Source organism: Alkalicoccobacillus porphyridii (genome assembly GCF_007293315.1).
Lineage (GTDB): Bacteria > Bacillota > Bacilli > Bacillales > Bacillaceae_D > Alkalicoccobacillus > Alkalicoccobacillus porphyridii.
Genome location: NZ_VLXZ01000009.1, coordinates 58,728 through 80,860, shown reverse-complemented (window position 1 = coordinate 80,860; position 22,133 = coordinate 58,728). Strand labels below are relative to the sequence as shown.

The 22,133-nt window shown below is 37.7% G+C and carries 19 protein-coding genes; 12 read left to right on the top strand and 7 right to left on the bottom strand.

The genetic code is table 11. The annotated features are described in order from the left end of the window. Window positions 1–30 precede the first annotated feature (30 nt). The 4 genes from FN960_RS14640 to FN960_RS14625 all read left to right on the top strand — a co-directional run bounded on the left by FN960_RS14640 (window position 31) and on the right by FN960_RS14625 (window position 8,110). Window positions 31–2,916, top strand: coding sequence for a DEAD/DEAH box helicase (locus tag FN960_RS14640; RefSeq protein WP_143849511.1), 2,886 nt, complete (start codon window positions 31–33; stop codon window positions 2,914–2,916). Window positions 2,917–2,941: 25 nt separating this feature from the next. Beyond that, window positions 2,942–3,445, top strand: a complete 504-nt coding sequence (locus tag FN960_RS14635) for a GNAT family N-acetyltransferase (RefSeq protein ID WP_143849509.1) — start codon at window positions 2,942–2,944, stop codon at window positions 3,443–3,445. A 135-nt stretch (window positions 3,446–3,580) separates the two neighbouring features. Beyond that, window positions 3,581–4,147 (top strand): class I SAM-dependent methyltransferase, encoded by a 567-nt coding sequence (locus FN960_RS14630; protein ID WP_143849507.1) that lies wholly within the window; start codon window positions 3,581–3,583, stop codon window positions 4,145–4,147. A gap of 600 nt (window positions 4,148–4,747) precedes the next feature. Beyond that, window positions 4,748–8,110: a leucine-rich repeat domain-containing protein gene (locus tag FN960_RS14625; protein ID WP_143849505.1), complete on the top strand. Its 3,363-nt coding sequence runs from the start codon at window positions 4,748–4,750 to the stop codon at window positions 8,108–8,110. 215 nt (window positions 8,111–8,325) lie between these two features. Here the strand turns inward: FN960_RS14625 and FN960_RS14620 are convergent, their stop codons facing one another. Beyond that, window positions 8,326–9,006 (bottom strand): hypothetical protein, encoded by a 681-nt coding sequence (locus FN960_RS14620; protein ID WP_143849503.1) that lies wholly within the window; start codon window positions 9,004–9,006, stop codon window positions 8,326–8,328. 225 nt (window positions 9,007–9,231) lie between these two features. Here FN960_RS14620 and FN960_RS14615 point away from each other — a divergent pair, with 225 nt between their 5' ends. Both FN960_RS14615 and FN960_RS14610 read left to right on the top strand, forming a co-directional pair. Continuing rightward, window positions 9,232–10,047 carry a GNAT family N-acetyltransferase gene (locus FN960_RS14615; RefSeq protein WP_143849501.1) on the top strand — a complete coding sequence of 272 codons (816 nt, stop codon included), beginning with the start codon at window positions 9,232–9,234 and terminating at the stop codon, window positions 10,045–10,047. Between the two features lie 81 nt (window positions 10,048–10,128). Continuing rightward, a complete protein-coding gene (locus tag FN960_RS14610) occupies window positions 10,129–11,208 on the top strand; it encodes an NADH:flavin oxidoreductase/NADH oxidase (RefSeq protein ID WP_221936809.1) in 1,080 nt (359 codons plus the stop codon). Window positions 11,209–11,224: 16 nt separating this feature from the next. Here FN960_RS14610 and FN960_RS14605 read toward each other — a convergent pair whose 3' ends face one another. Continuing rightward, complete coding sequence (locus FN960_RS14605; protein WP_143849497.1) at window positions 11,225–11,494, bottom strand: hypothetical protein; 270 nt, start codon at window positions 11,492–11,494, stop codon at window positions 11,225–11,227. A gap of 167 nt (window positions 11,495–11,661) precedes the next feature. Here FN960_RS14605 and FN960_RS14600 point away from each other — a divergent pair, with 167 nt between their 5' ends. Continuing rightward, window positions 11,662–12,309: a DUF998 domain-containing protein gene (locus tag FN960_RS14600; RefSeq protein ID WP_143849495.1), complete on the top strand. Its 648-nt coding sequence runs from the start codon at window positions 11,662–11,664 to the stop codon at window positions 12,307–12,309. Between the two features lie 74 nt (window positions 12,310–12,383). Here FN960_RS14600 and FN960_RS14595 read toward each other — a convergent pair whose 3' ends face one another. Next, window positions 12,384–13,475, bottom strand: coding sequence for a metallophosphoesterase (locus FN960_RS14595; RefSeq protein WP_143849493.1), 1,092 nt, complete (start codon window positions 13,473–13,475; stop codon window positions 12,384–12,386). A 108-nt stretch (window positions 13,476–13,583) separates the two neighbouring features. On the opposite strand from FN960_RS14595, the gene FN960_RS14590 reads away from it, so the two are divergent. From FN960_RS14590 to FN960_RS14580, 3 genes are all read left to right on the top strand, one after another. Next, entirely contained in the window at window positions 13,584–13,985 is a 402-nt protein-coding gene (locus FN960_RS14590; protein WP_143849491.1) for a hypothetical protein, read from the top strand. 196 nt (window positions 13,986–14,181) lie between these two features. Next, on the top strand, window positions 14,182–14,802 hold the full coding sequence (locus FN960_RS14585) for a poly-gamma-glutamate hydrolase family protein (RefSeq protein ID WP_143849489.1): 621 nt from the start codon (window positions 14,182–14,184) through the stop codon (window positions 14,800–14,802). 109 nt (window positions 14,803–14,911) lie between these two features. Next, window positions 14,912–16,264 carry a gluconate:H+ symporter gene (locus tag FN960_RS14580; RefSeq protein WP_143849487.1) on the top strand — a complete coding sequence of 451 codons (1,353 nt, stop codon included), beginning with the start codon at window positions 14,912–14,914 and terminating at the stop codon, window positions 16,262–16,264. 149 nt (window positions 16,265–16,413) lie between these two features. Here the strand turns inward: FN960_RS14580 and FN960_RS14575 are convergent, their stop codons facing one another. The 4 genes from FN960_RS14575 to FN960_RS14560 form a co-directional block, all read right to left on the bottom strand. Next, complete coding sequence (locus FN960_RS14575) at window positions 16,414–17,469, bottom strand: DUF871 domain-containing protein (RefSeq protein WP_143849485.1); 1,056 nt, start codon at window positions 17,467–17,469, stop codon at window positions 16,414–16,416. 15 nt (window positions 17,470–17,484) lie between these two features. Continuing rightward, on the bottom strand, window positions 17,485–18,840 hold the full coding sequence (locus FN960_RS14570; protein ID WP_143849483.1) for a PTS transporter subunit EIIC: 1,356 nt from the start codon (window positions 18,838–18,840) through the stop codon (window positions 17,485–17,487). Window positions 18,841–18,867: 27 nt separating this feature from the next. Next, window positions 18,868–19,767: an N-acetylmuramic acid 6-phosphate etherase gene (murQ, locus tag FN960_RS14565; RefSeq protein WP_260682028.1), complete on the bottom strand. Its 900-nt coding sequence runs from the start codon at window positions 19,765–19,767 to the stop codon at window positions 18,868–18,870. A 123-nt stretch (window positions 19,768–19,890) separates the two neighbouring features. Then, complete coding sequence (locus FN960_RS14560; RefSeq protein WP_143849479.1) at window positions 19,891–20,739, bottom strand: MurR/RpiR family transcriptional regulator; 849 nt, start codon at window positions 20,737–20,739, stop codon at window positions 19,891–19,893. A gap of 160 nt (window positions 20,740–20,899) precedes the next feature. Between FN960_RS14560 and FN960_RS14555 the strand changes: the two genes are divergently transcribed. Continuing rightward, window positions 20,900–21,967: a response regulator aspartate phosphatase gene (locus tag FN960_RS14555; protein WP_260682027.1), complete on the top strand. Its 1,068-nt coding sequence runs from the start codon at window positions 20,900–20,902 to the stop codon at window positions 21,965–21,967. A 2-nt stretch (window positions 21,968–21,969) separates the two neighbouring features. Then, entirely contained in the window at window positions 21,970–22,110 is a 141-nt protein-coding gene (locus tag FN960_RS22860; RefSeq protein ID WP_185971047.1) for a hypothetical protein, read from the top strand. The last annotated feature ends 23 nt before the right edge of the window (window positions 22,111–22,133 follow it).

The following is a 22,133-nucleotide window of genomic DNA, read 5'->3' as shown; positions in this document are numbered from 1 at the left end:
ACTTTAAATTAGTGGATAGGCAGGGTCAGCATGTATAACTTCCTTGAGAATTTAGAAGCTTCTTTACATAAAGGGTTTGTAGATCAACATCAGACGAGAGTTACTAACTTTCATCCGGAGCTGTTGGTTAATCAAACAATAGAGAACAAAAGTGTCTTAGATACTTTATTAAGTGAACTAGAGAGTAGTAGGTCTTTTTTATTTTCTGTGGCATTTATTACTGAGAGCGGACTGGCTACTTTGAAGTCTGTTTTATTTGATCTTAAAGAGAAAGGCGTTACAGGACAGATTTTGACGTCTACTTATTTAAGCTTTAATCAGCCTAAGATTTTCCGAGAGCTTATGAAGCTTGAGAATGTAGAAGTAAAGCTTACCAACGTAAAGGGCTTTCATGCAAAAGGTTATATTTTTGAAAAGGATACTCACTATTCACTTATTGTAGGAAGTTCTAACTTAACAGCACATGCCTTAAAGGTAAATTATGAATGGAACGTAAAGTTAACATCACATGAAAACGGAGAGATCATTCACCATTTCAAGAGTCAGTTTGAGCAAGTGTGGGAATCGGCCATTCCACTTAATGAAGGCTGGATTCGAGAATACGAAAGAAATTATGATCTAGCTAAACAGCAACAAGAAATCCAACAGGTTATAGAAATGCCAAGTGCTTATCCAAATACTATTGAGGAAGCACTATCAATTATACCTAACAAGATGCAGGAAGCTGCTTTAGCAGAAATACAAGCAGTTCGCGAAGCTGGAAAAGACAAAGGACTTATCATTTCTGCGACAGGAACAGGTAAAACCTATCTTTCTGCTTTTGATGTAAGGAAATACGCTCCTAAAAGAATGTTATTTGTAGTCCATCGGGAGCAGATTCTGTTGAAGGCAATGGAGGATTATAAGCGAGTTCTTGGTGGTTTAGATCATGAATTTGGATTATTAAGTGGTTCAAAAAGAGATTCAGATGCGAAATATTTATTTGCAACAGTTCAGACGCTTTCGAAACCGGAGATGTTATTTACTTTCTCAAAGGATGATTTTGATTATATTTTGATTGATGAGGTGCATAAAGCAGGGGCGGCATCCTATCTTAGAGTGATGGATTATTTTGAGCCAACGTTTTTGATGGGGATGACAGCAACACCAGAACGTAGCGATGACTTTAATATTTATGAGCTATTTGATTATAATGTTGCGTATGAGATTCGTCTCCAAGAAGCGTTAGAAGAAGAGATGCTATGTCCTTTCCACTATTTTGGTGTTACAGAACTTGAGGTTAATGGTTCTGTTATTGATGATCAAACGGGAATTAATCATTTAGTGAACGAAGAAAGAGTTAAGCATGTAGTTGAGAAGGTAGAGTATTATGGCTTTTCAGGAAAAAGGGTTCACGGGTTAATCTTTTGCAGTCGTAAGGAAGAGACCACTAGTTTGTCTCAAGCTTTAAATACATACGGTTATAAAACCGCTGCATTAACTGGCGCTCATTCGCAGGCTGAACGAGAACAACGAGTAAAGGATCTTGAAGCAGGTAGATTAGATTATCTAATCACCGTAGATATTTTTAATGAAGGTATTGATATTCCTTGTGTCAATCAAGTTGTCATGCTACGTCAGACAGAATCAAGTATCGTTTTTATCCAGCAGCTTGGTCGAGGGTTAAGAAAGCATGACTCAAAGGATTATGTAACAATTATTGATTTTATCGGTAACTATAAAACAAACTACTTAATTCCTATTGCTTTATCAGGGGATCAATCTCTGAACAAGGATAATATTAGAAGAAAAACAAAGGATACAAGCTATATAAAGGGAGTCTCAACGATTAACTTTGAAGCCATTGCTAAGAGTCGAATCTTCAAAGCAATTGATGATAGTAAGCTATCCGCTATGAAAGTTTTAAAGGGAGGTTATAGTGAGCTGAAAAATCGATTAGGCCGTGTCCCATATCTCATTGATTTCTTAGAGCATCATTCAGTAGATCCGGATGTTTTAGTTGGGAAGAGTAATTATTATGATTTTTTATTAAAGATGAAAGAGGAAGTTCCAGTGTTAGCTGAGTATGAGAAGCAAGTGCTGACAATGCTTTCTCAGGAAATTTTAAATGGAAAAAGAATTCATGAGACATTGCTATTAGAAATGCTTATGCTTAATGAAAAAGTATCTAATATTGACTATGATCAACAAATGGATTCACTTGATATAAGAATAGACAATGCTACATTGGCCTCAGTTGCACGTCACTTAGACCTATCCTTTTTCTCTCAAGTCTATCGAAAGAAATACGGAGATAGAGCAATAGTTGAAGTATCCGGTGATTTCTACATGTTTAATGAACATGTTAGAGAAAGCTTAAAAAGAAAAGCTTATTTTAAGCATTTGTTCGTTGATGTTCTTAGCAGTGCTCGCATCAAAAATAAAAGATATAGCAATAAGAGACCACTCAGCTTACATCAAAAGTATTCACGTAAGGATGCTTGTAAGCTACTAAACTGGGAAAATGATGAAAGCTCCACAATCTACGGATACAAAACGAAACATCAAACCTGTCCCATTTTTGTAACATATCATAAGCAGGACGATATTGAAGAGAGTATTAGCTATAACGAAGAATTTCTAAATAGAGAAGTTCTAAGGTGGAGTACGCGTAGCAAAAGAACAACTTCTTCAAAGGAAGTTATTGATATCATTCATGCAAAGGAAAATAATATTGATTTGCATGTATTTGTGAAAAAAGATAATGACGAAGGAACTGACTTCTATTATCTAGGCACTGCTTACTGTGCTGAAGGTAGCGCTAATGACACCACAATGCCAGGTAAGGATGGAAGGTATCTTCCGGTCGTTCACATGGATCTTGTCCTAGAAAATGCTGTGGAAGAGAAGTTATATAGATATTTAGTTGAGGGATAATTTCATTGGATTGGAGAAAATCACCTTGAAAAATCTAACCTACACACAAAACAATTTCACAATTAGCACTGACAAACAACTTCTCGATATAGATGCCATTCACACCTTCCTAACCAAAGAATCCTACTGGTGGTCAGAGGATACGCCAAAGGAGCTTGTGGCGATTGCAATAGAAAACTCTATCCTTTGTTATGGTGTGTATGAACAAGTTTCATCAAATGGTGAGGCGAAGCTCGTTGGCTTTGCACGTGTTATTTCCGATTTGGTTCGGTTTTCGTGGTTGTGTGATGTGTTTATTTTGCCTGATTACCGGGGGCGAGGTCTTAGTAAATGGTTGATTAATGTTATTACTGGACATCCGCAGCTAAGTGGTACACGTTTTAATCTCGGCACAAATGATGCTCACAAACTCTATAAACAATACGGATTCTCATCGTTACAAGAACCCGAGAGAAGAATGGAGAGACCAATTGATTGGAAAAAGATATATAAAGGTCATTCGCTAAACCCTAGAATTCCTAAAGAATGATTGGTACTTATACAAAAACCAATATCTGATCTGATATTGGTTTTTGTGATTTATTTAGAACAAAATAATGTACAAACATAAAAAAGCATATTATAGTTATTGGAGATTCTTAATATCTATAAAAGGGTGAGGGAAATGGATGTAAGATTGCAAAGGAAAATTCATAATCTAGAGAACATCGATAGAGTTGAAGCGAAGGAGGTTTTTAAGTATTTATCGCCAAGTAATGAGGATCATGTATTAGATCTAGGTGCTGGTACGGGATATATCTCACTTGCGATTGCCAAGCATGTGCAATCAGTCGTTGCCTTTGATTTTGATTCAGAGATTCTGCAATATTTAGAAGAGATGGCTACTCACAAAAAAATAAAGAATATTGATATATCTGTAGGTGACTTTACGGAGATGAATCTAGTTAGTGAAAGCTTTGATAAATCTGTTGCATCTATCTCTTTGCATGAAGTACAACCTCTATCCACTGCATTACGAGAGATTCACAGGGTTTTAAAAGAGAACGGAATGTTCGTATGTATTGAAATAGAAAAGGTGGATGGCATTCAAGCACCTAGAGTCTCCTCTGAAGAAATGAGGGAGGAAATGATCAAAGCAGGTTTTACAATTGAAGAGGTGATTTTTCCTGAGATGGATGTAGCTGGACAGCCAGTCTATATTATTGTAGGACTAAAAAGCGAAAGTAAATAACGTAAAAAATGGCCCCGTCACATTTGGTGAGCGGGGCCATTCTGATTATTGTAAAAGAAAACTGAACTTTATTCCCTTCGCCTAGTGCTATTGCGTTTCCTCTTGTCCCTGACGATCCAGGATAATAAAGAGAGAACTAGATTTGAAATGAGTTCTCCTACCCCTGGTATTGCCCCCGCGTTTCCGGCATATAAAATCGGTATATTAAGGATGATAATATCAATGTTTTCTTCTCTAAATGCTTCCTTTCGTCTATTTTCTTTTGCATTTCGTCCGAATTAAGAAATTTCATGAACTACAAGTAAATGCTTCTCTCTAAGCTTACTCGAGTGAATCGGTTATCAAGTAATTCAGCAGCTTGAAAGTCATTAGACCTTAAAAGAAACTAGATAAATGGACTTTAGGACTTAGTTCCTGCTTTTATCGCTTTTATTGACACTTATTAGATTTATCTTTTTCAAACGATTGAGCTTAATGCCAAATTGTAGTCTTTTTTAACTATTATTAATATAGGTATCTTTACTCATTTGGGTATCTGGTGTATATTGTAAAAGGGCTATAATTTAGGTAGCTTTAATTAAAAAAGGGGTAGATATACAAATGAGAAATAAATTTAAGTTTGTTCATGTATTTTTAGTATTCTTACTTACATTCTCTTTGTTTACATCACCGCTACAAGCGTTGGCAATAGCGGAAGATCTTGAAGATGTAAAAGAAGAACAAGATGTAGAAGAACAGCAAGAACAGGAAGAGCAGAAAGAAACCGAAGTAACAAAAGAAACATATGTAGAAGAAGTTAAGGATGAAAACCCTTTACTCGAACAAAGTAAAACCGAAGATACAGTAGTAAAAGACACGACACCAGAAAATAAACAAGAAGAAATAGATATAGATGAATTAAACAAATTAGATGAATTAGGAACTGAAGAAGTACTAACATCTGAAAAAGACCTAGCAGTAGAAGAAATGCTAGAACTAGAGGAAGAAGAAACTGTTGATTATTCAAATTATGAACTCTCTTTCGACGAAGTGACAACAACTAGTAACTCAATTACGGTTACTTGGAACTCAAGCCATGATGTAGAAGAATTTGAATTAAGGATTAATGGTGAGGAAGTTATTGTACCGGGAGAGCAGAATCGTTATACATTTACCGATCTAATAGCAGGTAAAGGATATAATATTTACATTCAAGTTTATTTAGATGATTATTATTATGATTATACCTATGCAACGCCTGATTGGACTGAAGATGAACTAATCCCAGTCTCTCTCATTATTATGGTCAACGAAGACCCTAGTTATAATGAAAAAATTCAAGTGCGTGGATTGGATGAAAGCAATAAACATTTTAAAAGTGATGAGTGGCTTAATAATACGAACGGTCAATTGATGTTGCCTGTAGGTAAACATGAAGTAGCACTTTATAACGATGAAGACCCTAGTATCGCAGCCGTTCAAACAATTGAAATCAATGCCGTAAAAGATTATATGAATAATCCGATTCAACTTCAATTTAAATTAAAGGAAATGAAAGAAGCAGCAGAACCATTCAACTACATAGTTTCTAAAGTGACTGACAATTCATTTACGTTAAAATGGAATGACGTATCTAAAATCACAGGATTTCGAATTTATGCTGATGCAGATAAAGATGGAGAGTATTTTCATGTTGATACACAAAAAATCGAAAAAGGTATTAAAGAATATACGCTAACAGGACTAGCTTCAAATATTATGTATAATGTTAGCTTCTATGCCGATTACTTATATAACTTAGAAAAGTATCATCATATAAGAGTAAAAACAGATGGTGCGGACATGGATGCACCTCAAGTAAAATTTGAAAATGAAGATTTTCGTCATTCTGTAGCAGAAGAATTAGGAATCCACACTAGAAATGTTACAGAAGCGGATATGAAGTATCTAGAGCATTTAAATTATTATCATTCAGATCTATCTTCATTGGAAGGAATACAATATGCGGAGAAATTAAGATCACTTTATCTAAATACCAGTGAATTAATAGATATTTCTCAGTTAGCGGGTCTAACTTCATTAAGTGAACTTTCTTTAGGACATAATAAGGTATCTGATATCTCAGCAATCAAAAACTTAACTAAGCTAACATATTTAAGCCTATACAATAACAGTATTTCTGATATATCTTCGTTGAAAGATTTATTGATTCTTGAATCTTTAGACTTAGATAATAATTCAATAACAAATCTTGATGCATTGGCAGAAATGACTGAATTAAGTCGACTGGACTTAGCGAATAATGAAATCAAAGATATTGCTGCTTTAACAAATTTAAAAAATGTAACGTATTTACGTTTAGGCAATAATGAAATTGCTGGAATTAAAGCATTGTCGGACATGACTCAATTAGAAGAATTGTATTTGCAGAATAATCAGGTTGAGGATATTTCACCTTTAAAGAACATTACAAATTTAAGAGATCTTCACCTATCTTGGAATCAGATTTCAAATATTGATGCTCTAGCGGAAATGTTTGAATTAGAAGAGCTTTCTTTAAACTCGAATGAAATTAACGACATTTCAAGTTTAGCAAAATTAACAAAACTTGAGTCGCTTGATTTACAAAATAATAACATCTCAGATATTTCAGCACTTAAAAATATGAAAAATTTAAGTAGTCTTTACTTATCTTCAAATGATATTAAAGATATCTCAAGCTTAGCAGGGTTAGAGAGTATTGAATACTTAGATTTAGCTTATAACGGAATAACCGATATTTCTATTCTAAGAGAATTACCGCGTCTCCAAACTGTCTATTTATATGGTAATGATATTTCGGATGAATCAACAATCACGTATTTACGTAATGATGGCGTAAGAGTTTACTATGATGGAGGCAATGGGGATTGGAATGACTGGGATGATGAGGAAGAAATAGAAGAAGAAATAGAAGAAATAATAATTGACCGTGAAGAAGTTTTACGCTCATTTCCAGAAGAAAAGGGCTTTGTCGTTAGTCCAGATGGAAAATCGATTACGTTAGATTTAAATAAGCAAAAGAATAACGAATCAATGGAACTGACACCAGAACAAACAAGAATGTTAATTGAAAATAAACAATCAATCACGCTTCAAAAAGATGGCGTTCAGTCATTAATTCCGGCTTCTAGCTTCGGTAATAGTGATGAGCCTGTAACAATTGAAGTGAAAGAACAGCCAAGTGATTCAAATAGTTTAAGCGGAACGTATGATTTTACGATCAAACAAGGAACGCGTACTATTAGTCAGTTTAAAGAAGGAGTTACGCTTACTTTTAATGTAAATGCAGAGCGTGCGAAAAACCCAAATAACTTAAAAGTCTTTTATTTCAATGAAGAAAAAGGGAAGTGGGAAAATGTAGGTGGTACATATAGCAATGGACAAGTTACTGTTGTTACGTATCACTTTAGTATGTTCACTGTTTTTGAAGCAGCTAACAATGATGAAGGTACAGATGAAATTGTGATTATCGATGAGGACTCTTCAGAAGAAGATGAGCAAAATGACTCAACTCCAGAAATAGATGAAGAAGAAGAGAACACAAACGAAGAAGAAGAGAATACAAGCGAAGAAGAAGAGACTACAAGCGAAGAAGAAGAGAATACAAGTGAAGAAGAAGAGAATACAAGTGAAGAAGAAGAGAATACAAGTGAAGAAGAAGAGACTACAAGTAAAGAAGAAAATGATAATAAAGTAAGTCAAGATGGGAATAAAGAAACTCCACAAGTAGAATCAGTTGTTGAACAAGATTATACAAACTCAAACCAAGAAGAAGTTGCATCAAAAACTGATGTGGACTCTGATAATCAATCAACTAATCAAACTAATTTACTACCACAAACAGCAACGAATCTGTATAACTATTTAGTTATTGGACTCTTATTACTGGTTGTTGGAATGACTATTTTTTATATTCATAAAAGAAGAGCTTTGAATGAATAGGAATAAGCAAGAACTTGGGACATAACCCTGTCTCTTAACAATGGGATTTCCCAGGCGATGTTAAGTTGATATGGTGAAACATTATCTGGAAGGGGTGGAGTTATAATAAGGGTATGTTTCCTAAATTCCCTCCACCATCAGATTGTAGGACTAAAAAGCGAAAGTAAATAACGTAAAAATGGCCCCGTCACATTTGGTGAGCGGGGCCATTCTGATTATTGTAAAGGAAAACTGAACTTTATTCCCTTCGCTTGCTCCTCTGCATGTAGAGATATTAGATAGGGACCATCTATTACAGGCACTGAAATATGATCCTCAGTTGATGAATGAATGGTTTCTTCAAAAAGAAGCTCTTCATTATCGTAATGATGTACTCTAATTTGATAGCTTCCTTCAGACACCTCTGCCCTATATGGTACATGCATAGTCTCATCCTCCGCTCTCTCATCATTTACACTGATTGACGGGAAATCAGTGTAGGTTCCCTTTAGAGAGCCAATAGATAAATGAAATACTTCTCCATTATGTGAAGACTGACTATTAACAACAAATGACCCTCCAGGCATTGATGTGATGAGAAATATAAAAACGGAAAATAATACACTAGCCTGTAAGAAAGCTGCTCCAAGTAATGCACTGACTGACTTTTTATTAATGAATTTTCCACTCGGAACGGTGATGCCTTTGTAAAATAATTTCGCAAAAAAATGATTCACTCTCACAAATAGTGGAAAGGCAATGAACCATATCACAGGAACATACCAAGGAATGGATGGAATTAAAGAAGTTATGATAGCGACAAGTATGAAAGTAAGAAATACAATCCAATAAAAGCATGTATATAATATATTATGTGTCACTGGTTTACCAAATAGAAACGAAAAAATGCTATTCATTTCAGTTCTCACGCTCATTTCTTTATAAAATTTCTATGGTATATTTGAAAAGAATTGCGCCTATAATCTGAGTTTAATTCCAACATTGCTTATAAGTAAGCAATAAATTTTAATAACTTCCATTTCCCCTACTAAAATCAAATTAAACCTCTTTTATTCAAATTTATGTATTTAGTGTTATATCATTCTATTATAACTAATATGCGTTTCTTAGGAGGATATCAAATGCCAATTATTATGAACCATTCGAATGCAAATCGGATTGAACGGTCTGAGGTAGATCTACTCAAATCAAAGCTACTTGCTATAAAAAGTTTGCGTGACAATCCAATGGGTGTTGAGGTTGAATCCTTTGGTCAAACGTATGCTTTTTATTCTAGTGAAATGCCTGGACCAGCATTTAATGTTGTTAAGGGATTATCAGAGGAGGATGCTGAGCAGATACCTGCTATTATGGACTTCTATCAGCAAAGAAACATGGAGGTGCAGTTCGATCTAACTCCGATGAATGCAACAAGAACGCTTCTTCAAAGTCTTGATAAAGCTGGGTTTCAGCAAATTGGTTTTCATAGTGTGCTCTATCAGTCTACGGATGAGATTAACGTTGCATCCATTGATGAGCAGCGTATCTATATTAGAGAGCTACACGAGAATGAGTTTGATACCTATGCAATGATCTATACAGAAGGATTTGGTCTGCCTTCCTTTTTGCGGGACGGTGTTGCGAAAAATAATAGAGTGCTTTTTCACAAGTCTGGATGGAGTTTTTATTTGGCTACATACAAGAGTGAGCCTGCGGGTATTGCCGTGATGTTTACACAGGACGGAATAACCACGCTTTATATAGCAACAACCATTCCAACAATGAGAGAATATGGCATTCATAGTCAGTTGATTAAGCGTAGGCTTATGCAGGCAAAGATAAGTGGAAGTGAGCTTGTTGTGGGACAAGCCGCATTTGCATCAACGAGTCAACATAATATGGAGCGGGCAGGGTTGAATATGGCTTATACAAAGGCAATATGGGGGAGGTCGAGATAATCTTGCCTTAAGCAAATCGTTCGACAGCTCTTATTCAAAACCATTAAAATGTTTGAGAACGAGTTAAAAAAGGGAGGCAAAATTATGGTTCATTTATTTTCACCTTTTACGATTAAAGACATCACACTTAGAAATCGCATTGGCGTTGCGCCGATGTGCCAATATAGTGCAGAGGATGGAACACCAAATGACTGGCATATGGTTCATCTTGGTTCTCGTGCAGTTGGGGGAGCCGGACTTATTATAGCAGAGGCTAGTGCGGTTGTTCCAGAGGGTAGAATTTCACCCGAGGACCTTGGGATGTATAAGGATGAACATGTGCAGGCATTTAAGCGCATTAACCAGTTTATTAAAGAACAAGGCTCTGTGCCTGGGATACAATTAGCCCACGCTGGGCGTAAGGCGTCAACGTACGCCCCTTGGAAGCAACCGGATCTTGGGGTAAATGTACCTGATGAAGATGGTGGTTGGAACATAGTAGGACCAAGTGCTTTAGGTTTTTCTGAGGCATTCCGGACGCCAAAGGAGCTTACTGTTGGTGAAATTAAAGAAATCCAGGAGGCATTTCGTCAAGCAACAATTCGTAGTCTAGATGCTGGTTTTGAGTGGATGGAATTTCACGCTGCCCATGGTTACTTAGCTCACAGCTTCTACTCACCACTTAGTAACACGCGTACAGATGAATATGGAGGCAGCTTTGAAAATAGAATTCGTTTTGTGATTGAAACGGTTCGAATCATGCGCAAGGAATGGCCAGAGAACCTACCATTCACAATTCGTATTTCAAGTACGGATTGGCAGGAGGGTGGCTGGACGATTGAGGATTCGATTGAGCTTTCCAAACGATTGAAGAACGAAGGTGTAGATCTTGTGGATTGTAGCTCTGGAGGTAACACACCAAATCCATCTATAGATGTTGGACCAGGTTATCAAGTTGAATTTGCTGAAAGAATCCGTCGTGAAGCAGGTGTTGCTACAGCGGCAGTGGGTCTTATTACAGAAGGCATGCAAGCAGATGATCATGTTCGTAATGGACGTGCCGACATCATTCTTCTGGCACGAGAAATGCTACGTGACCCGTACTGGCCACTGCGGGCAGCACAAGCCACTCACCAAACTGATCATTTGACTATCCCTCCCCAGTACGAGCGAGGCTGGTAAGAATAAATTACTCCTCTTAATTCGGAAAAAAGAAGTTATAAAGGTAAAACCCCAAACATAAATAGACGGTAGATCGAATGAATGACATGATAAGGTATAGAATTGGCATAGTCTCTCGTGGAACAAGCATTCGTGAGTAGTATTCAAAGGCCAAGGCACCTGCTGCATACAAGATTAGGCCAATCGCTTGCTTACGCCTTTTATATATGATTTTCTTTTGTAAATGAGCTGTCGCAACTCTGGAAAGAGTCCCTGTGGCAGCTTCTTTTTTATGTTCAAGAATCATGCTACGATTATGCACCCCCACTAATATCTTACCTATCTTACTATGTAAACGCCGTACCAGCTACTAAATTATAAACTGATGGTTAAACATTCCACCCACAAACGGTATAATAGAAAACACATCCTAACTTAACTATAAAAAGGAAATGAGTTTTATAGGAGGTCATAATGAAAATCCCAGCATCTATAGGAATAGGTGGATGGCTTTTTGCGATTGCGTATTTTTTATATGAACCGTTTGCCATTCATGCAACCACCGTACCGTATCATTGGCTTTTGCAGCCGATGAGTGATCTAGGTGTAACTGAGTGCGGAAGGAATACTTATGCGTTAGCTCCGTATGATATTTGTTCACCTCACGCTTATATCGTGAATGTGTTATTTTTGCTTACGAGTGTTGCTTTACTAATTGGTTCTCTCTATATCTATCAACAGTTAAAGAAAGATCGAGTTGTGCAATTAGCGAATGTAGGACTCATCATTTTTGCGGGTGGCATTGGATTTAGTGTGATCCCTGCAAATGTTGATTTTTTATGGCATACTGTTCCGGCTATTCTATCTATGATGATTATAGGTCCTTCAATTGGGTTGTATTCAATGAGATTAAATAAAGGGAAGTGGTTATCATACCTATCTTGTGCTCTGGTTATAGGATTGTTTATTAGCTTTTTTGTGATGATATTTATACCATTCGAACTGGGTGGTTTATTGCAGCGATTATTCTATTTGGTAGCCTATGTATGGGGATTAGCGATTAGTTTGATATTAAGTAAGGGTGCTGTTAATGAACATGCAAAGATTGTTTCCGCTAGGTAGTGGGAGTCGCAGCATCAAAACCAAAAAGCCAGCATTATAAATAATTAGCTGGCTTCAGAAATCTTTATTTGATCTTAATAAGTAAACGTAACGGTCATTACTTCGGAACGGCTACCAATTCGAACCGCAGGACCCCAGAAACCGAAGCCAGAGGTTGTAAAGGAGTGGAGCTGGTCCTTTTGAAGATGGCCCCAATCATTCTCATACATTGCACTTGTAATAAAGTTGGCAGGGAAAACCTGTCCGCGGTGAGTGTGACCGGAAATGATCATGTCTACTCCATGCTCATGTGCTTCAGAAATCTCTCGAGGCTGATGATCGAGCATAATCACTGGTAATTGTTTATCAGCATCACTCATAAGCTCTTCAATAGATTGGCGTTCTTTATCTGTATAATCCTTACGACCAATAATCGTTAATTGGTCTTGGACTGTTTCTATTTCATCCATTAAGAAATTAAAGCCTATCTCTTTGAATTCATCTCTTAACAAATAAAGGTCACCACCATAATAGTCATGATTACCAGGAACGGCATACACGCCTAGTGGAACATCAATCTCTTGTAAAATGTCTGAAAGATTATTAGTAAAATAAGGTGAGATGCTGTTGTCAATAATATCTCCAGATAATAAGACGATGTCTGGCTGTTCATTATTTACAACGTCTATAAATCTCTCCAGGTGACGTACACCGATGACCTCACCTAGATGCAAGTCGGCAGCAATTAATAGTTTTAATTCTTCACCCTGTGGTTCTTTGTCTGGGTTATTTAATTCGACGGAGTAGTCACGAACGACTGGACTCCAAGCATTAAACGAACCGTAGATCAAGACAAAGCTGAAAAATGCTACGAGCACATACCCACTTCTAACCTTCCACTTTTGATTTTTTTTGGTTAAAAAGTAGACAAGATTGACAAGTGGTAACAAAACACAGCAGTAGCCAAAGATGACAAGCCAGTAACCGCCGATCATCTGTAATGTTCGAGATGAGAACAAAAATGAAATGATGTATGCTGATGATAAAAAGATAAACAAAATGATATATGTCTTTTTCCACTTAAAAGAGAAAGCAGCTTTTAGCCACTTCCAACCGTTATAACCCATATAGAAACATAGAAGACTATATACGGCAATAAAAAAGATAAATCCAATTGACATTCCCATTAAAAAGCTCCTAATCTTAGAATTTATAGTATATATTATTATTATTATATCGAACGAATTGATAGGATGATACAGATTGAATTGACAAACTCTTGAAAGGATTAAGACATGAAAAAAAGCAGATTATTCATTGACGTAGGTTTTACTTCGATTTTAACGTGTATTCTTTTTTCTTTGTTAGTTAGTTTAATCTATCCCTTGATAACCAAAGAGCATCTTCTCATTGACAATGGATTCACAATTGCTTGGTTCTTTTTGGTGGCGTATTTGCCAGTTATGCTTCTTGTTGCACCTCTTCATTTTGTTTTTTTAAAGCTGGGAGAGTTGGCAGGACCTCTACTTACCATCATCCTCGCAACAGTTATTGTAAGTGTAATTCGTGTAGATTTAATGTTCCACGAATTGTTTTCCCCTTTCCTACTTATAACTCCTATTTTTTGTACACTCTCGTGGCTTGTATATCTTTTTATAAATAAGTTTCAACCAGGAGAAAGAGATATTGCTATGTAGAGAATATATAACATTAAAGCCGATACCTCTCTATTGAGAAGTATGGCTTTTATTTTTTTGTAAGCAAAGTAGGTTAAATCTTAGTACTGCTTTTGTGACAGTCTCGGATTTTTTTAATGGAAAGCCCCTCTTCCTTTTAAAAAAGTTATGTATCTAGTAGTATGGCTGTACATCTTGTTCAAAGGAGTGTGTAGAGATGAGCGACTTGTACCAAAATTTTGAAGATTTAAGACACCATAACATCCTGGGCACAGATTATCAGATTCGTTATCAAAAAAAGCAATCTGGAGTATTATTCAAAGCGATTCATGGAGGAGGGATTGAACCTGGGACAAGTGAGTTAGCGGAGTTGTCTGCTGGAGTTGATGACTCGTACTATTGCTTTGAAGGCATACGTTCAACGGGGAATAGCGAGTTACATATTACTTCAATACATTTTGATGAGCCCACAGCTATTGAGGTTGTGAGTCAATCTTTATATACGGTTTCGTATCATGGATATGCTGGCGGTCAGGTGAAAAACACGATTGTTGGTGGACTAGATGACAAGTTAGCCCTAGAGGTTACAACTGAGCTGAAGCTTGCTGGTTTCAATGCTGATCAATCTGGAAGGACGATGCAGATTGGAGGGAGGAATCCTGCTAACATTGTAAATAAAAATCATCGGGGTAAAGGTGTGCAACTTGAAATTAGTTTTGAGCAAAGGAAGGTGCTGTTTGACAACTTCTCTGGACCACAAAGAAGGCAAACTGTAAACCGGACATTTTATGAATACATAGAAGCGATAAAAAAAGCACTTAATCAGGTGAAAATATAAGCGAATGAAACTATTCTACTTCAGCTATGATTGCTTGTTAGTAAATTAGGGTACTGTATATTCTGATTGTTACATCTTATTACAGGAGATTGAAAGGGACGTGAGAGGAATGCCATTACTTATTACAGCGCTAGGAATCGTTGTACTGTTAATCTTAATTATGAAATTGAAAGTGAATACATTTATATCATTAGCTATTGTATCTTTTTTGTTAGCGCTCGCATTAGGCATTCCATTAACAGATATTGTTGGTACAGTTGAAACCGGTTTAGGAGGCACTTTAGCAAGTGTTGGTCTAATCTTTGGTTTTGGTGCTATTCTCGGTAAGTTAATTGCTGACGGTGGAGGCGCACAAAGAATCTCTGTTACGTTAATTGATATATTCGGAGAAAAAAAGATTCAGTGGGCGGTTGTACTAACTGCATTTATATTAGGGATTGCGTTATTTTTTGAGGTTGGTTTGGTTCTATTAATTCCAATCGTTTATCAAATTTCAAAACAGGTAAACGTATCATTTCTATACTTAGGTCTACCTATGGCCACTGCATTATCAGTGACACATGCTTTCCTGCCGCCGCATCCAGGTCCAACTGTTATTGCTGGTGAGTATGGAGCGGATATTGGCATGGTACTAGTTTATGGATTTATCATATCAATTCCAACAGTTATTATTGCTGGTCCAATCTTTACAAAATATGTACGCAAATTTGTTCCAGAAGCATTTGATAAAGTGAATGAGAGTGCAATGGCAGCTATTGGTGATGCTGAACAGATGCCTCTTGAGGACACACCAAGCTTTCTGAAAAGCTCTATCACTGCATTGTTCCCGGTTATCTTGATGGGTATAGCTACGGTTACTAATTTGCTGCAAGAAACTACAGGAATGAGTGAGAACGTTCTATTTAACCTAATGAGTTTTATAGGCATGCCGACAATGACAATGTTTATATCGTTGTTACTTGCTCTGTATACTATGGGTATTTCACAGAACCGGACAATGACGCAGCTTATGAAATCAGCCGAATCATCTGTTAAGGCCATTAGTATGATTCTCTTAATTCTTGGGATTAGTGGATCGTTAAAAGAAGTTCTCATTGTTGGTGGCGTTGGAGATTATGTTGCACAAATATTTGATGGAAGTTCTTTATCGCCACTCTTTCTTGCCTGGTTAATTGCTGCATTAATGAGGGTGGCACAAGGTTCAGCTACAGTCGCAGCACTAACAACAGCTGGCCTCGTTATTCCGCTAATGGGAGGATCAGATGTAAACCTTGCATTAATGGTACTTGCAACTGGGGCAGGAAGTGTCATTGCCTCTCACGTTAACGATACAGGATTCTGGATTGTCAAAGAAGCCTTTGGATTAACGGTGAAGGAGACCTTTTATACATGGACGGCGCTTGAAACAATCATTTCCGTATGTGGACTTGCCTTTGTATTGTTGCTGAGTTTGGTCGTTTAATGGAATAGTAGGAAGAGACGAACCTTAGCGTTCGTCTCTTTTTTTTGAGGGGGGGTTTTTAGCTTATGAGCTGAAAGAGGGTCTCGCAAACCGTCAGTGAGTCACCGCATGCAAAAAAAGTAGCTCCTCATAAGAGAGCTACTCACACCTTATATCCACTCAAAAGTCCAGTTCATACCTCCATTAATATGTTTAATCAATGGTTGGTCTTCTTCAATGACCTGTCCCACAACGTTTACTTTCTTATCCGCTGATAGGTCGCGTTTTGTTACTTGGATTTCTCCTTGATATCTGCCGTAAAGTCGATTATCGATAGTGATGGAGCCAAGCGGACGTGGTTCGGTATTTGATGGGCTAATGTCGGTTTTTCTTTTGTGTTCAAAAGATCGTGAATACTGCGACCTGAGTACATCACGTGCGCTGTCAGGGCGATTGGTGTGTGTACTAAGAATGGAATCGGTTTCTGTAAATGCTTTCGCGCGAAGGAGAATGGTTTCAGATTCTAAGTATGATTTAAACTGGTTAAAGCTCCAGTCTGATAATCCGATGTCTCCAACTACAATTGTGGAAAGGGATTCATTATCTTTCAGATCAAGGAATGCAGCAAATGGAGAGACTCCGCGGTGTTCCTCGAGTGTTGGTAAGCCCTCGTAGAGAGGGCCACGTTTCTCATCTCCTGGTATAAATGCCATGACTGAAAAGCCTTGAGAGGCTAACCACTTATTTGTTTGCTGGAAGTCTTTGCGACAAAGTCCTGTTTCAGGTCGTGGATAAAAGTTGTGCCAAACCTCTAAATTTGATGGATCAAGTCCTGAATGCTTTAACTGCGCAGCATCCTCACATGTGAGGGTGCTGGCATTTAAGATGATCTGCAAGGTTTTAGATAGCTTGACGATCTGGTCTATTGTCATACCATAGTCCAGACGTAAGCCGGTCACACCCCAATCTTTTAATAGGCCAGCATGATCCCAAGTTAACTGAAGCTGCTCCATAGAAGTGGGGGAGACATCAATGATTAATTCAAAGCCGTTCTTTGATGCGTAAGCGGCAAGCTCTTTTAGTCGCTCACTATATAGACTAGAGTCCTCTTCTGGAATGTGAAGAGAGGTGAATATAGCCGTGAATCCATGATCTTTCGCTTGGTTCAGGTAATTAAGCTGGTCTGAAATTGGGTCGGCTAAATAGATTGAGATGCCTGCTCTCATCAATTAGTCTCCTTCCTAAATATTTTTTGCCATCTCTTCTTTGAATCCAAATGCATAGGTAAAGATAAAGCCAAATAGATAAGCAAGTGCGATGGCAAAGAGATACTGCAAGTATTTTCCTTCAGCGATAAGTGGAGTCAATGAAAGTCCAGATACACCAATACCTGTTGCACCCGTACCAAACATCGCTTGGGTTGCTCCGCCAACTGCTGCACCGAGACTGGCGGTAATGAATGGACGTCCAAGAGGAAGCGTAACCCCGTATAGCAAAGGTTCACCAATGCCTAAAAATCCAACCGGTAGTCCACCTTTGATAATATTTCGCAAGCGCTTATTGCGAGTTTTAACAAAAATGGCGATGGCCGCACCTACCTGGCCGGCACCTGCCATAGCTAGAATTGGCAAAAGCGTTGTAAAGCTAAATACATTAATTAATTCTACGTGGATAGGAGTTAGTCCATGATGCAGTCCTACCATAACTAGCGGAAGGAAGAACCCGGCCATTAATGCACCAGCAATTGGTCCGCCAATGCTTAAAATAGCTTGAATGCCTGAAGTAATCCCATCAGATAAGATTCCTGCTATAGGCATGATGGCGTATATAGATAAGAAACCAACAAGTAATACAGTGAATAATGAAGTAAATATAATATCTACAGAAGCTGGAATCACTTTTCTTATGTGCTTCTCAAAATAGGTGGTTAGCCAAGCGGCAAAAATGACTCCGAATAAACCACCTCGTCCAGGTTGCAGTGCTTCGCCAAATATCGTGACATCTGCAAGGGCAGGATTAAAGATAAACATCCCAGCTATCGCTCCGAGTACAGGAGTGCCACCAAATTCCTTCGCTGTGTTCCAACCTACCAAAATAGCTAAATACGTAAATAGTCCGCTTCCCAAGATGGTTAAAACCATTAACCAGGTATGCTCTTCTCTTTGCATGCCTGCATTAATCATAAAGTTAGCAACCCCATTGATGATTCCTGATGCCACAAGCCCTGGAATAAGGGGGATAAAGATGTTACCGAGTGTACGTAGAAATCGTTTGAAAGGTGTTTGGTTTTTTTTCTTACGGTTGATATTAGCTTCTTCTGCTTGTTCCTCAAACGAAGATTTGCCTAGAGACGACAATAGCGCATCCACCTCTTGGCGAACAATATTTACCGTACCTGGTCCAATGATCACTTGCCATGTATCATCCTCAACGACACCCATAACCCCTTCAATCGATTTTAAGCTTTGTTGATTAACCAGACTCTCATCTTTAACTGACACACGAAGTCTGGTCATACAGTTCGTAACGGATTGCACATTTTCTGGTCCACCAAGCTGTTCTACTATTTCTTTAGCCATTCTTTGTTCTTTTTTCACTGAAACCCCTTCTTTCAGTTACATTTTTTATTTTTTTGTTGCCTGACGTACAAAGCCCCTATTCTTAGAAAGTGTTTTCGTAGCTTCTTCGTAGGAACATTGTAGTAAAATCATAACGATGGCTGTTTTAACCTGACCATTAGCATCATGTAGTGCTTTGGTAGCTGTCTCTAAATCAGCGTCTGTTGCTTCCATAATCATTCGTTTAGAGCGTGCAACAAGCTTCTCATTTGTGGGTTGCATATCTACCATAAGATTTTGATAGACTTTGCCGATTCCAATCATGGCTGTAGTGGAAATCATGTTTAGGATCAGCTTCTGAGCAGTGCCGGCTTTCAGTCGTGTAGAGCCTGTCAAAATTTCAGGACCTGTCTCTGCTTCAATTGCTACCTGAGCGTACTTGCTCATACTAGAGTTTTTGTTGCAGCTAATGGATACAGTGTTAGCCCCGAGTTCGGTTGCTTTTTTTAATAAACCGATTGCGTAGGGGGTCCGCCCACTTGCAGCAAGAGCTATGACGGTATCATTACTCGTAATTTGAAGGGATATAGCATCATCCATTCCTGAGCGTTCGTTATCCTCAGCTCCTTCAACGGCTTGAGTAAAAGCCTGTTCACCACCGGCAATGACTCCTTTTACCATTTCATCAGATACACCAAACGTCGGTTTACACTCTACTGCGTCCAATACACCTAGTCGTCCAGAGGTGCCAGCTCCGGCATAGATAAGTCTGCCGCCGCTTTGAAAGGATTGAATAACAAGCTTTACGGCTGATTCAATGTGTGGAATAACTTCGTGAATAATACCTGGAACACGTTGGTCCTCTTGATTCATTGTTAAGAGGATGTCTTTAACAGACATTTGATCAAGGTGTAAAGTGTCTTTGTTACGTTGTTCAGTTACCAACTTCTCTAACATTAAAATCATCCTTTGTAACATATTAATTGTCATTATTATCCGACTTGCGAAATTTAATGTCAACATATTTGTTAGATTATATGAAATATAATTTCAATAAGTCCATAAAAATACACCGTTTATAGGATTAATTTAACGGCGTAATCTATAAGCCTCATCCCTCGCTTTAAGAAAAGCAGTCAGTACTTGTTCATCTTTCTCGTGAAACACACTTAGGTAAAGAGTATCAATGATATTAAGCTGAGTCATTCGAGAAGAAATCGTACCAATTCGAAAATCCTCCTCCACACTTGGAGTACATAAAGTAATATCGGCTATTTTCATTAATGCAGAGCGATCAGATTTCGTTATCGCTAATACGGTTACACCTTGTTTTTTGGCAAAGGTAGCGAGCTCAACAACCTCCTGAGTGTCCCCAGATAAGCTAATGGCAATAAAGACATCGTGTTCTGTTAAATATGGAATCAAAGAGATGTTGTAATGAAAATCTTGAGAAAAGGAAGATTGATAGCCAATACGGGTAAATTTATAGCTCCCGTCAAATGCAGCAGCAGCAGAGCCGCCCACTCCAAAAAATACTAGTTTGTTTGCTTTGGAAACTGCACTCACAGCAGCTTCTAACTGTTTGCGGTCTACAGAGGAAAGCGTTAAATCGATCGCATGTTTATTTGACTGTGTTACTTTACGGAATAAATTAAATGGTACGTCTTTTTCCTGAAGGGAGGATAACGTAGTAAGACCTTCTTCTATGCTTGTTACATCCTTCATGAGTTCTACCTTAAATAACCGAAAGCTATGGAAGCCAATGGATTTACAGAAGCGAATAACGGTTGCATCGCTAACATTGGCATGGGTTGAAAGCTCCTTCGTTGTCATTCCGGGAATTAGACTAGGTATCTCAAGAACAACCCTACCTACTTTTGCTTCTGTCGTAGAGAGTTTGTGAAGTTCTCGTTTTATTTGTTTAAGTAAAGGACCCATCCTGCACACTCCTACGTTTTAGTGTTGTTATTATAACGTTAGACTTGATGACTGACAAATCAAATGTCATTAAATAATTTGAAAATTTTTCAAAAAGAAATTGTCAATATGAAATTTATACCGGTATAATAGAAGCAGGGAGGTGGTTGTATTGAGGACAGTGATTTCTGCTGCTGAAGTTGGGGCGAAATGTGCAGAGTGGTACAAGCTGATGATTGCAAGAGACATCCAAAAATCAATTGTAATAAAGGAAGAAATCGAATCGTTGCTTTCGATCATGGAGCAAAGTGATAAAGTTCTTGCTTACTATTCACTCCTTGAATTCAGGCACAGTATGCTTTTGGAAGAAGTCCAAAAAGGAAACAAGGACGCTTTTATGCAACTGATTAATCAACCCGATCCTTTCTTAGAGTTTCTTTGCCATTTTATGAATGGTCAAAATGAATTTTATAAAAATCGGTTTAAAGCAGCTATTCGACTATATGTGAAAGCTGAATCCCTTTTAGAATATGTAACGGATGATTATGAACGGGCCGAATTCTATCAAAGAATTGCCGAGGGATATTATCATATTAACCAATATACTTTTGCTGTGTCTTATTTGGAACTGGCATTGGAATTATTTAAAAAAGATGAGTCATATAAAGAAAAGGAGCTATATGCTGAATTGGTTCTAGCTGCAATTGATACGGAGATGAACCGATTTGCCGAGGCTGAAGTTCGTTATCAACGAATTAGTGAAAAATCTAAACAAATACCGTTTGCTCACTCTTTAATTATCAGAGGATTGGGATTAAATAGATTAAGACAAAATAAACAGGTAGAGGCAAAGCAATATATGGAGCAAGCATTGTCTATTCAGAGCCATGCTGCTTCAGCAGTCGGCATGAAAACAAGAGCGGATTTAGCGTTTATTAAGCTGAGGCTTGAAGAGCCTGATGGTATGACCCTGTTCCAAGAGGCTGAAGAGCAAGCGACCAAATTTAAAAATATCGAATATCAGGCACGTTGTTTAATCAACCGCCATCTTTATGTTAATCCTAATCAAGACAAAGTAAATGAAGGCGTTCAGATGCTACAGACTCATGAATTATTTTTTGACGCAGCAGAGGTTTGTGAAGAAATATCATTTTTTTACGAAAAAGGAGGAAATTACAAACTTGCGTTGAATTATATGAAAATAGCTCGTGATATGAATGTACTTCAATTTACTTTGGGGAGTGATTAGCCATGAAAAAATGGATTCTAGCACTTAGTGTGGCCATTGTGTTAATCAGTACATCATCAGGATTCTCTCAGCAGGCAGAAGGATCAGACACGGGAACAACCACTGAATCTTCACCAAGAGGTAAAGTGGATACAGGTAGTTAAAATCTAACCACAGAGAGAAACAA

Bases quoted from the DNA above. Each gene is read 5' to 3' on its own strand.
- FN960_RS14605 (WP_143849497.1), bottom strand. From the start codon at position 11,494: ATGATTCTTGAACATAAAAAAGAAGCTGCCACAGGGACTCTTTCCAGA.
- FN960_RS14625 (WP_143849505.1), top strand. From the start codon at position 4,748: ATGAGAAATAAATTTAAGTTTGTTCATGTATTTTTAGTATTCTTACTT.
- FN960_RS14580 (WP_143849487.1), top strand. From the start codon at position 14,912: ATGCCATTACTTATTACAGCGCTAGGAATCGTTGTACTGTTAATCTTA.
- FN960_RS14615 (WP_143849501.1), top strand. From the start codon at position 9,232: ATGCCAATTATTATGAACCATTCGAATGCAAATCGGATTGAACGGTCT.
- FN960_RS14560 (WP_143849479.1), bottom strand. From the start codon at position 20,739: ATGGGTCCTTTACTTAAACAAATAAAACGAGAACTTCACAAACTCTCT.
- FN960_RS14640 (WP_143849511.1), top strand. From the start codon at position 31: ATGTATAACTTCCTTGAGAATTTAGAAGCTTCTTTACATAAAGGGTTT.
- FN960_RS14575 (WP_143849485.1), bottom strand. From the start codon at position 17,469: ATGAGAGCAGGCATCTCAATCTATTTAGCCGACCCAATTTCAGACCAG.
- FN960_RS14600 (WP_143849495.1), top strand. From the start codon at position 11,662: ATGAAAATCCCAGCATCTATAGGAATAGGTGGATGGCTTTTTGCGATT.
- murQ (WP_260682028.1), bottom strand. From the start codon at position 19,767: ATGATTTTAATGTTAGAGAAGTTGGTAACTGAACAACGTAACAAAGAC.
- FN960_RS14595 (WP_143849493.1), bottom strand. From the start codon at position 13,475: ATGGGAATGTCAATTGGATTTATCTTTTTTATTGCCGTATATAGTCTT.
- FN960_RS14590 (WP_143849491.1), top strand. From the start codon at position 13,584: ATGAAAAAAAGCAGATTATTCATTGACGTAGGTTTTACTTCGATTTTA.
- FN960_RS14585 (WP_143849489.1), top strand. From the start codon at position 14,182: ATGAGCGACTTGTACCAAAATTTTGAAGATTTAAGACACCATAACATC.
- FN960_RS14620 (WP_143849503.1), bottom strand. From the start codon at position 9,006: ATGAATAGCATTTTTTCGTTTCTATTTGGTAAACCAGTGACACATAAT.
- FN960_RS22860 (WP_185971047.1), top strand. From the start codon at position 21,970: ATGAAAAAATGGATTCTAGCACTTAGTGTGGCCATTGTGTTAATCAGT.
- FN960_RS14630 (WP_143849507.1), top strand. From the start codon at position 3,581: ATGGATGTAAGATTGCAAAGGAAAATTCATAATCTAGAGAACATCGAT.